Annotated in this window: 9 protein-coding genes and 1 tRNA gene; 2 read left to right on the top strand and 8 right to left on the bottom strand. The window is 71.2% G+C overall.

The window, feature by feature from the left end; genetic code table 11:
- Positions 1-185: 185 nt before the first annotated feature.
- From ACIP64_RS18245 to galU, 7 genes are all read right to left on the bottom strand, one after another.
- Positions 186-259 (bottom strand) — tRNA-Ala (locus tag ACIP64_RS18245).
- A 57-nt stretch (positions 260-316) separates the two neighbouring features.
- Entirely contained in the window at positions 317-1,195 is an 879-nt protein-coding gene (locus ACIP64_RS18240) for a hypothetical protein (RefSeq protein WP_401587462.1), read from the bottom strand.
- Between the two features lie 140 nt (positions 1,196-1,335).
- A complete protein-coding gene (locus tag ACIP64_RS18235; protein ID WP_401587989.1) occupies positions 1,336-1,956 on the bottom strand; it encodes a GNAT family N-acetyltransferase in 621 nt (206 codons plus the stop codon).
- Positions 1,953-2,441: a molybdenum cofactor biosynthesis protein B gene (locus ACIP64_RS18230; RefSeq protein WP_401587459.1), complete on the bottom strand. Its 489-nt coding sequence runs from the start codon at positions 2,439-2,441 to the stop codon at positions 1,953-1,955. Before ACIP64_RS18230 ends, ACIP64_RS18235 begins: the two co-directional genes overlap by 4 nt.
- Positions 2,438-2,920, bottom strand: coding sequence for a cyclic pyranopterin monophosphate synthase MoaC (moaC, locus tag ACIP64_RS18225; RefSeq protein WP_401587457.1), 483 nt, complete (start codon positions 2,918-2,920; stop codon positions 2,438-2,440). The genes ACIP64_RS18230 and moaC overlap by 4 nt, the downstream gene beginning before the upstream one ends.
- A 54-nt stretch (positions 2,921-2,974) precedes the next feature.
- A complete protein-coding gene (glp, locus tag ACIP64_RS18220) occupies positions 2,975-4,336 on the bottom strand; it encodes a gephyrin-like molybdotransferase Glp (protein WP_401587455.1) in 1,362 nt (453 codons plus the stop codon).
- The gene (galU, locus tag ACIP64_RS18215) at positions 4,333-5,241 is read right to left on the bottom strand and encodes a UTP--glucose-1-phosphate uridylyltransferase GalU (protein ID WP_401587453.1); all 909 of its coding nucleotides are present in this window, start codon (positions 5,239-5,241) and stop codon (positions 4,333-4,335) included. The genes glp and galU overlap by 4 nt, the downstream gene beginning before the upstream one ends.
- An 81-nt stretch (positions 5,242-5,322) precedes the next feature.
- On the opposite strand from galU, the gene ACIP64_RS18210 reads away from it, so the two are divergent.
- Positions 5,323-5,922, top strand: a complete 600-nt coding sequence (locus ACIP64_RS18210; protein WP_401587450.1) for a 5-formyltetrahydrofolate cyclo-ligase — start codon at positions 5,323-5,325, stop codon at positions 5,920-5,922.
- A 58-nt stretch (positions 5,923-5,980) separates the two neighbouring features.
- Here ACIP64_RS18210 and ACIP64_RS18205 read toward each other — a convergent pair whose 3' ends face one another.
- Complete coding sequence (locus ACIP64_RS18205) at positions 5,981-8,866, bottom strand: penicillin acylase family protein (protein ID WP_401587447.1); 2,886 nt, start codon at positions 8,864-8,866, stop codon at positions 5,981-5,983.
- A gap of 210 nt (positions 8,867-9,076) precedes the next feature.
- Between ACIP64_RS18205 and ACIP64_RS18200 the strand changes: the two genes are divergently transcribed.
- Positions 9,077-10,576, top strand: a complete 1,500-nt coding sequence (locus ACIP64_RS18200; RefSeq protein ID WP_401587986.1) for a potassium/proton antiporter — start codon at positions 9,077-9,079, stop codon at positions 10,574-10,576.
- Positions 10,577-10,763 lie beyond the last annotated feature (187 nt).

Here is a 10,763-nt window from a genome sequence, read left to right as displayed (position 1 = left end):
GCCGCTTCGCCATGCCCGCGCAACCATCGCCGGCTCCGCTCGACGTGCCCACGGCACCGAACGGGGCTTCCCGAAGCGGCATCCGTGCCGTACCCAGCCTGAAATGCAGGAAATCCCACCCAGACAACCGATCTGGATGGGATCTCGTGAACCGTTCCCGACCTAAGTCGTGAACGGCCCTGTTGTGGACCTGAGGGGATTCGAACCCCTGACCCCCTCGATGCGAACGAGGTGCGCTACCGGACTGCGCCACAGGCCCTTGCAACGAGGAAAACTCTAGCACCCCGGCGGGGGTGCTCCGCTCACCCGGTGCGGATCACTCGTTGGCGGCGCGGGGGCGGTCGCGGTCGGAGTGCTGGTCGAACAGGGGGGTGCGGGAGCGGTCCCGGGTGCGGCGGGGGGCCACGGGGGCGGTGGAGAAGGTGGGGCGGGGCGCCGGGACTTCCCAGGCGTCCTCGGTGGGGGTGCGCTGCTGGTCCACCCACTCCGCGTGGTCGGTCTGCTCCACGAGGGCCCGGCGGTCGGCGGTGGCCGGCTCCTCGGCCGGGGGCAGCGGCGCGGGCTCGGTCGCTTCGGGGGCCTCGGGGGCGTGCTCGCGGGCCGTACGGGCGTCGCGGAGGCGTTTGGCGGCCTCGGCGGCGCGGCGCTGGTCGAACTTGACCTCGAAGCGGCGGCGCTCCTGGGCCCGCAGGTGGGCGATGTAGAACGTGAGCAGCACCGCCGGGATGCCCGGGGCCCACAGGAAGGCGACGCCGCCGACGGCGGCCACGATCATGCCGAAGGTGAAAGCGAGGAAGAGCAGCGTGGTGGTGCGCCGGCGCGCGGCGAGCACCTTGGCCCGGGGATTGGGCTTCTTGGCCTTGAGCTGCGCCCCGGCCTGCGCCTGCGCTGACCCCTGGCCCTGCCCCTGCGGCTTGGCCGCCAGTGGCCTGGGCTGCGCCGGCACCTCGGGCGCGGGCACGGCAAGGTCCCGGACGTCGACCGTGGGGTCTCCCTCGGTCTCCTCGTCCGGGTCCGCCGTTTTGGCGTACCTGCGCTCCAGCGCCGCGCGTCCGGACAGCAGCCGGATCGCGGTGCTGAAGCGTTCCGTCGGGCGCGCTTCGTTGAGCTCGTCCTGCCTACGGAGCCACATCGGCACCAAGTAGGCAGCCCAGGCCCCGACGATGACTGCGTAAATGAGGCCGCTGCTGCTCACGCCTCACACGGTAGGGGGGTTCGCGACGACGGATACGCAATTTGGCGCGGTGTGTCGCACGATCTGGCTGATACGCCGAAATTTTTTTCTGATTGCGTTCGTGCGAGGGCCGAAACGGCGACGAATTTCGAACAGATATCTTATTTGTGAGCCGTACCGGGTCGCGCCTGGTGCCACCGGTTCAGCATCCCCTCCGGCACCTCCTCGGCCGTCAGCGCGAACACGAGATGGTCCCGCCACGCCCCGTCGATGTGCAGATAGCGGGGGCGCAGTCCTTCGTCGCGGAAGCCGAGTTTCTCCACCACGCGCCGGCTCGGCCCGTTCTCCGGCCGGATGCACACCTCGACGCGGTGCAGGCCGACCGCGCGGAAGCAGTGGTCCACGGCCAGGGCGACGGCGGTCGGCATCACGCCGCGCCCCGCGACCGCCTCGTCGACCCAGTAGCCGATGTGGGCGCTGCACATCGAGCCCCAGGTGATGCCCGCGACGGTGAGCTGCCCGGCCAGCCGCCCCTGGTAGTCGATGACGAACGGCATCATGCGCCCCGAGGCGGCCTCGTGGCGCAGGTGCCGGACCATCTGCCGGTAGGTGGGCCGCAGGGCCACGTGGCCGGGCGGGGCGGGCGGCACGGTGGCCTCCCACGGCCGCAGCCAGTCGCGGTTGCGGCGGTTGACCTCGCGCCAGGCGCGCTGGTCGCGCATCTTTATCGGGCGGAGGAGGACGTCCCCGTCCACCAGCTCGGCCGGCCAGGACACGTTCAGCTCGGTCTCCCAGACGTAGGGTGATCGCCCCCGCGGAGCTGGTCGACGGCGTGCACGAGGAGCGGGGCCAGCACGGCCAGCCCGTCCTTGACGCCGCCGGTCGATCCGGGGAGGTTCACCACCAGGGTGCGCCCGGCCACGCCGCACACGCCACGGGAGAGCACCGCCGTGGGCACCTTCTCGCGGCCGGCGGCGCGCATGGCCTCGGCGATCCCCGGGACCTCGTAGTCCAGTACGTCGCGGGTCACCTCGGGGGTGCGGTCGGTGGGCGAGATCCCGGTGCCGCCGGTGGTGACCACGACGTCGTAGCCCTCCGCCACCGCCTGCCGCAGGGCCTGCCCCACCGGATCGCCGTCCGGGACGACGCGCGGGCCGTCCACGGCGAAGCCGAGCTCCGTGAGCCCGGCGACGACAAGGGGGCCGCCGCGGTCCTCGTAGACCCCTGCGGCAGCCCGGTTGGAGGCGGTGATCGCGAGTGCCCTCATCGGTCGCGGCTCCAGTCCCCCGACGCGCCGCCGGTCTTCTCCTCGACCCGTACGTCCGTGATGACCGCGCCCTTGTCCACGGCCTTCACCATGTCGACCACGGTGAGCGCGGCGACGCTGACCGCGGTCAGGGCCTCCATCTCGACGCCCGTGCGGTCGGTGGTCCGCACCGTGGCGGTGATGTCGACGGAGGAGTCGCCCACGGCGAGGTCGACCTTCACGCCCGAGACGGCCAGCGGGTGGCAGAGCGGGATCAGGTCGGGGGTGCGCTTGGCGCCCATGATGCCGGCGATGCGCGCGGTGGCGAGGGCGTCGCCCTTGGGAACGCCCTCGCCCCGCAGCAGTTCGACGACGCGCGCCGAGACCAGGACCCGGCCGGTGGCGCGCGCGGTGCGGGTGGTGATGTCCTTCTCCGACACGTCGACCATCCGGGCCGCCCCCGCGGCGTCGATGTGCGTCAGGCGCTGCTGTTCTGTCATCGCTACGGACACTCCCACTGCTCGCGCGTGCTCGCGTGGGAGTACGCTACCCGCTCAGTCGAGCAGGACCACGTCGACCTCGGAGCCCGCGGCGATCTCCGTGACGTCCTCGGGAACGACGATCAGCGAGTTGGCGTGGGCGAGCGCCCCCACCAAGTGCGAACCCGCCCCGCCCACAGGGGTGACCGTGCCCGTCGCGGCCTCGTGACGGCCGCGCAGGAACTGGCGCCTGCCCTTCGGGGACGAGGTCACGCCCGTCGGGCAGACCGCCCGCACCGACGGCCGGTGGATGGGCTCGACACCCATCAGCGTGCGGATCGCGGGGCGCACGAACAGCTCGAAGGAGACGTACGCGCTGACCGGGTTGCCCGGCAGCGCGACCAGCGGGGTGCGCTCCGGCTCCGCGGCCGCCTCCTCGTCCTCCGCGGCGGCGTCGGTCGTCGGGGGCTCGGCACGGGCGCCCGCGTCGACGAAGCCGAAACCCTGCGGCTTGCCGGGCTGCATGGCCAGCGTGCGGAACTCGATCTCCTCGCCCAGCGCCTCCTTGACCACGTCGTACGCGCCGACGCTGACACCGCCGCTGGTGACCACCAGGTCGGCGCGGATCAACTGGTCCTCGACGGTGGCGCGGAAGGTCTCGGCGTCGTCGGCGACCGCGCCGACGCGGTACGCCTGGGCGCCCGCGTCCCGCGCGGCGGCGGTGAGCATGAAGCTGTTGGAGTCGTGGATGCGGCCGGGACCGAGCGCCTCACCGGGCGGCACCAGTTCGCTGCCGGTCGACACCACGACGACCCGCGGCCGGGGCCGCACCCGCACCGCGGCTCGGCCGACGGCGGCGAGCAGCGCGATCTGCGGCGGCCCCAGCACCGTGCCCGCGGCGAGGGCCAGCTCACCGGCGGTCACGTCGCTGCCGCGGGCCCGGACGTGGGCGCCCGCCTCGACCTGCCGGTAGACCCGGACCTCGCCGGACGACGCCCCTGGCGCACGGCTCGCCGCGGCCATGCCGCTGACGGGCCCCGGCTCGCCGCTGCCGCCGTCGGTCCACTCGACCGGGACGACGGCCTCGGCACCGGGCGGCAGCGGCGCGCCGGTCATGATGCGCGCCGCCTCCCCCGGTCCGACGGTCGGCGGCTCGCCGCTGCCGGCCGCCACGTCGCCGATGACGGTCAGTACGGCCGGATGCTCGTCGTCCGCGCCCTGGGTGTCGGTGGTGCGCACCGCGTAGCCGTCCATCGAGCTGTTCTCGAAGGGCGGCAGCGACACCGGCACCATGACGTCCTCGACGAGCACGCACCCCTGGGCGTCGAGCAGTTGCAGCTCGATCGGCTCCAGGGGTCTCAACTGCCGGAGGATGTTGTCGAGATGTTCCGAGACGGACCAGACGCGATCGGCACCGGCGGCCGTACTACTGCTCAAGCCTGCATCTCCTCGTTGACATACGAACGCAGCCAGGTCCGGAAGTCCGGGCCCAGGTCATCACGTTCGCATGCCAGTCGGACAATGGCACGCAGATAGTCGGCACGGTCTCCGGTGTCGTAGCGCCGGCCCTTGAAGATCACGCCGTGCACGGGGCCGTCGGGGCCGCCCGCCTGGGCCAGTTCGCGCAGGGCGTCGGTCAGCTGGATCTCGCCGCCGCGGCCGGGCTGCGTCTTGCCCAGCACGCCGAAGATCGCCGGGTCCAGGACGTAGCGGCCGATGATGGCGTACGCGGAAGGCGCCTCGCCCGCCGCGGGCTTCTCGACGAGGTCGGTGATCCGGACCACGTTGTCGTCGTCGGTGGGGACGACCGCCGCGCTGCCGTAGAGGTGGATCTGGCTGGGGTCGACCTCCATCAGCGCCACGACGCTGCCGCCGTGCCGCTCCTGCACGTCGATCATCGTGCTGAGCAGCGGGTCGCGGGGGTCGATCAGGTCGTCGCCGAGGAGGACCGCGAAGGGCTGGTCGCCGACGTGCGGTTCGGCGCAGAGGACCGCGTGGCCGAGGCCGCGGGGGTTGCCCTGGCGGACGTAGTGCATGGTGGCCAGGTCGCTGGACTCCTGGACCTTGGCGAGCCGGGACTCGTCGCCCTTGCGGGTCAGGGCCTCTTCGAGCTCGTAGTTGCGGTCGAAGTGGTCCTCGAGCGGGCGCTTGTTGCGGCCGGTGATCATGAGGACGTCGGAGAGGTTGGCCGCGACGGCCTCCTCGACCACGTACTGGATGGCGGGCTTGTCCACGACCGGCAGCATTTCCTTGGGTGTCGCCTTGGTGGCGGGAAGGAAACGGGTGCCGAGGCCGGCTGCGGGGATGACAGCCTTGCTGATCCGAGTACGCGCGTGAGTCATGGTCTGCACAATAACCGCTGTATATGAGGTGAAGATGAAGTTCCGGTTGCTTGACGGCGGTAGGCGGCGTTTGTGAGCCAAATGAATAGCGGTCACGGTAGCAAAGCAGGGTTGCGAGAAAACCTCATCCGGGTGAGGAGCGGGTTGACGAACAGCGTCCGGACGGAGGCGGAGCGGCGAATCGCCCACCATGCGCTGGAGTTGCCCGAGCTGTCCGGGAAGTCCCGGACCGTGGCGGCCTACGTCTCGATGGGCACGGAACCGGGCACCCGCGCGCTGCTGGAGGCACTGCGCGAACGCGGCGTGCGGGTCCTGCTGCCCGTCCTGCTCCCCGACAACGATCTGGACTGGGGCCCCTACGAGGGCCCGGACGCGCTCGTGCGGACGTCCCGGGGCCTGTACGAGCCCACCGGCCCCCGCCTCGGCCCCGACGCCGTCACGGGCGCCCACGCCGTGCTGCTGCCGGGCCTGGCGGTCGACACGCGCGGCCTGCGCCTGGGGCGCGGCGGCGGCAGCTACGACCGCGTGCTGGCCCGGCTGGAGGCGTGCGGGGCGACGCCGGCCCTGGTGGTCCTGCTGTACGGGCACGAAGTCCTGGAGCGCGTGCCCGCCGAGCCGCACGACCGGCCGGTGGACGCGGCCGTCACCCCGGACGGCGTACGGCGGTTCGGGCCGCGCTGAACGCGAGGAGGGGCGGGCCCCACGGGCTCGCCCCTCCTGGTACGTGCGCGTCAGCGGCTCACGGCGTCAGCGCGAGCGTGTCCTGCGTCTTGGCGTCGACCGAGGGCTTGGTGAACGCCCACGGCAGGAGTTCGCCCTTGGCCCACTTCGTCGTCTGGTCCGAGTAGTGCGAGCTGTAGGCGTGGCCGGAGGCGCCGGTGAGGTTGATCCACCGCGACTTGTCGAAGTCGTCCAGCGAGACCACCATCCGCATCGACGGCACCCAGACCACCTCGTAGCCGCCGGCCGCGTTCCAGCCGGTGGCGTCGACCGCCGCCTCGCCGCCGCCGAGGTTCCAGGGCCCGCGGTTCAGCAGCCAGCGCACGACGGCCGGGCCGCCGGTGCCGAGCGTCTGGTTGCGCAGCTCCAGCTGGTGCAGCCGGCCCCAGCTCCAGGTGTCGATGTTCTTGCCGAGCTTGGCCGTCAGCTCGTAGCGGGCGTCCTTCATGGCCTGGGCGAGCAGTTCGTCGCGGGTCGTGCGCGGCTTGCCGCTGTCCTTGTCGAAGAAGGCCGTGGGGGACGTGGTCCACCACGGGTTGTCCTCGTCCTTGATGATCGACCGCACCACCTCGAACCAGCGGTCGCCGCCGTCCGGCTGCGCCTGGTCCGCGTCGCGCTGGCCGCACTCGCGCACGAGCTGGGACTTGCCGCTCAGGTCGTCGACCGGACCGGACCGGTCGGCCGCCGGCACGGTCAGGCACTGCCCCTTCGGGCGCAGTTCCTTGGGCAGCTTGTTGCCGAAGGCGAGCTTGAGGGTGTTGCGCCAGACCGCGTTGAAGTAGGCCGCGGCCGCGGAGTCCGCGTCCTGGTTGTAGTCCCAGCTCTCCAGCAGCTTCTGCGCGTTGCGGACGTAGTCGTCCTTGTCGTTCTTGATGTCGATCTTCAGCAGGTACGGCACCAGCAGCTTGGCGATCTCGCTGCTGTTGTCGCTCTGCATCTTCTGCATGTCGTCCATCGAGACCAGCCCGCTGTCCTTGATCTTGGACGCGATCAGGTCGTTGATCCGCTGGCTGCGCGTGCCGTAGCCCCAGTCCTGGGTGAGCAGGTAGGGGTACTTGTGCTGGTCGACCACGGCCTGGTTGGCGGTGACGATGTAGCCGCGCGGCGGGTTGTAGTCCCAGGGCATGGCGTCGAAGGGGATCGGCTTGCCCCACTGGTACTTCGGGTCCCAGCCGGGGGCCGGGTAGGTGCCGTCGTAACCGGCGGCGCGGGTCGGGACCTGGCCGGGGGCCTGGTACCCGATGTTGCCGTGGGCGCCCTTGCCGTCGGCGTAGATCAGGTTCTGCGAGGGGACCGCGAAGTCGCGGGCCGCGGCCCGGAACTCGTCCCAGCCGGTCGCGGTGTCCAGCTCGAACACCGCGTCCATCGTCTTGGACGGCTGGAGGGCGGTCCACTTCAGGGAGATCGCGTAGCCGTCGCCGCGGTCGGGCGCGGAGTTGTCCACGGGCGCCCGGTCGCCGACCTTGAGCAGCTCGGAGCTGCGGTCGGAGACCACCGGGCCGTTGTTGGTGCTGCGGACGGTGATCGTGCGGTCCGCTCCCCCGGCGACCTTGATCGTCTCCTGGCGGGTCTGCAGCGGCCGCTGCTTGCCGTCGTACAGGTAGGTGCTGTCGGAGAGCTTCTCCAGGTACAGATCGGTGACGTCGGCACCCAGGTTCGTCATGCCCCAGGCGATCGACTGGTTGTGGCCGATGACCACGCCCGGCATGCCGGAGAAGGTGTAGCCGGCGACGTCGAAGGGGCAGGCCTGGGAGACCGTCGTGCAGTGCAGGCCCATCTGGTACCAGAGCGAGGGCATCTGGGGCGCCAGGTGCGGATCGTTGGCGAGCAGCGGCTTGCCGGTGGTGGTGTGCTCACCGTCGACGACCCACGAGTTGGAGCCGATGCCGTTGCCGTTGGGGCCGAGCAGCGCCGGGATCTGGTCCAGGGTGCCGGAGAGCGAGGCGAGCTGCGACTGCAGGTTGCCGGCGGCCTCGTCGACGGTGGAGCCGGTGCCGCCGTCGGTGCCGGTACCTCCGTCGGTGCCTGTGCCGGCACCTCCGTCGGTGCCTGTGCCGGTACCGCCGTCGGTGCCGGTGCCTGTGCCTCCGTCGGTGCCTGTGCCCGTGCCGGTGCCCGTGCCCGAAGTGTCGCCGGACGCGCCGCTCGTGGCGGTGCCGGGCGGTTCGTACGCACCTGTGACGGTATTGACCGTTCCGCCGTCGACGATCGCCTGGTGCCGCGCGTACGGGTACGCCGGGTACAGACTCGCGATCTGCTGGGGGTTCAGCCGGCTGGTCAGCAGCGCGCGGTCGATCTCGTCCTGCATGTTGCCGCGCAGGTCCCAGGCCATGGCCTTGAGCCAGGCGACCGAGTCGACCGGCGTCCACCGCTCCGGGGTGTAGTCGTTGGTCAGCTGGAGGGCCGCGTACTCCACGGACAGGTCGGCGCCCTTGTGACCGTCCAAGTAGGCGTTGACGCCGTCCGAGTAGGCCTGCAGGTAGTCCTTGGTGGTCTTCGACAGCTTCGTGTCGTACTCGGCCTGCGCGACCCGCCGCCAGCCCAACGTGCGCAGGAAGGCGTCGGTCTCCACCTGGCCGCTGCCGAACATCTCCGAGAGGCGGCCGGCGGTCAGGTGCCGGCGCACGTCCATCTCGTAGAAGCGGTCCTGCGCCTGGACGTACCCCTGGGCGCGGAAGAGGTCCTGCGGGGTGTCCGCGTAGATCTGCGGGATGCCGTTGCCGTCCCGCTTGACCTGCACGGGCCCCGACAGGCCCTTGAGCTGCAGCGTTCCGGTGGTCTGCGGGAGGGAGGCGCGAACGGTCGCGACGCTCCAGTACGACCCGAAGGCGATGCCCGCCACCAGCAGGAGTACGACCCCGATCACGATCAGGCGCACGCGGCGGGACTTTGTCTTGGGGGGCATCGATGTCCTTCGAGGGCAGGGTGGACCGATTGCTAGGGGCCACCTTAGGCGTAGTGTCCAGCCGCCTCCCAAGCGGTGCCGGGAGCGGGGACGGAAGCTGTACGGAAGCGGTGCAGAAGCCACTCCCGGACGGGCCGCAGAGATCGCAGCGACCCCAAGCGCAGGTAAAATGTTAGGCAGGGCAACGAACTGCGGTGAAAGGAACGGCTCCTGACTGTCAACCGCCTCAACGAGCTCCTGCTGGTGTGCGCCGCCGTGCTGCTCATCGCGGTGATCGCCGTGCGCCTTTCCTCGCGCAGCGGACTGCCCAGCCTGCTGATCTACCTGGGTATCGGCGTGGCGATCGGGCAGGACGGCCTCGGCGTGAAGTTCGACAACGCCGAACTGACCCAAGTGCTAGGATATGCCGCACTTGTGGTGATTCTTGCCGAGGGTGGTCTGGGCACCAAGTGGCGGGAGATCAAACCGGCGATGCCGGCCGCCACCGTGCTCGCGACCTTCGGGATCGCGATCAGCGTCGGCGTCACCGCGGCGGGCGGGCACTACCTCGTCGGACTCGACTGGCGGCAGGCGATCCTCATCGGCGCCGTGGTGTCCTCCACCGACGCGGCGGCGGTCTTCTCCGTACTGCGCCGGGTCCCGCTGCCGACCCGGCTGACCGGTGTCCTGGAAGCCGAGTCGGGCTTCAACGACGCACCCGTGGTCATCCTGGTCGTCGCCTTCTCCGAGCACTGGCCGGTGCACAACTGGGGCGTCCTGCTGGGCGAGATCATCCTGGAGCTGGCGATCGGCTGCGTCGTCGGCCTGGCGGTCGGCCTGCTCGGCGCGTACGCCCTGCGCCACGTCGCGCTGCCCGCCTCCGGCCTCTACCCGATCGCGGTCATGGCCATCGCCGTCCTCGCCTACGCGGGCGGCGCCATGGCGCACGGCTCGGGCTTCCTCGCCGTCTACGTCGCCTCCGTCGTGCTCGGCAACGCCAGGCTGCCGCACCGGCCGGCCACCCGCGGCTTCGCCGAGGGGCTCGCGTGGATCGCGCAGATCGGGCTGTTCGTGCTGCTGGGCCTGCTGGTGACCCCGCACGAACTGGGCGACGACATCGTGCCGGCGATCGTCGTCGGGCTCGTGCTGACCATGGTCGCGCGGCCGCTGTCGGTGGCGGCGAGCCTCCTGCCCTTCCGCATGCCCCTCCGCGAGCACGCGTTGATCTCCTGGGCGGGACTGCGCGGCGCGGTGCCCATCGTGCTCGCCACCATCCCGATGGTGGCCCAGATCGAGCAGAGCGAGCGGATCTTCAACATCGTCTTCGTCCTGGTGATCGTCTACACCCTGGTGCAGGGCCCGACCCTGCCGTGGATCGCCAAGGCCCTGCGCATCGACGACCCGGGCGAGGCCGAGGACCTGGGCATCGAGTCGGCCCCGCTGGAACGGCTGCGCGGCCACCTGCTGTCGATGCGCATCCCCACCCGGTCGCGCATGCACGGCGTGGAGGTCAACGAACTGCGGCTGCCGCCCGGGGCCGCGGTCACACTGGTCGTCCGCGAGGGCAAGAGCTTCGTGCCGCTGCCGACGACCGTGCTGCGGACCGGCGACGAACTCCTGGTCGTCGCGACCGACCCGGTGCGCGACAAGGCCGAGGCGCGGCTGCGCGCGGTCGGCCGGGGCGGCAAGCTGGCCGGATGGCTGGAATCAGGGCGCGAAACCAGCCGTTAACATAGCTGCACGACAGTCACCACCAACTCTGCCTGACGCAGAGCTGGCGCGACCGCCCGGCGGCCGGACACCCGGTATCTACCTCGGTCAAGCGCGAGAGGACAGCTCTCGGCGCACCGTACGCGACCAGACGTCCAGGGTGCGCTACCAGGCGGCAGAAAGGCCCGGGCCGTGGCATCCACGGTCG

This window comes from Streptomyces sp. NPDC088733 (genome assembly GCF_044751185.1).
Classification (GTDB): Bacteria; Actinomycetota; Actinomycetes; order Streptomycetales; family Streptomycetaceae; genus Actinacidiphila.
This window is presented reverse-complemented; position numbering and strand designations above follow the sequence as displayed.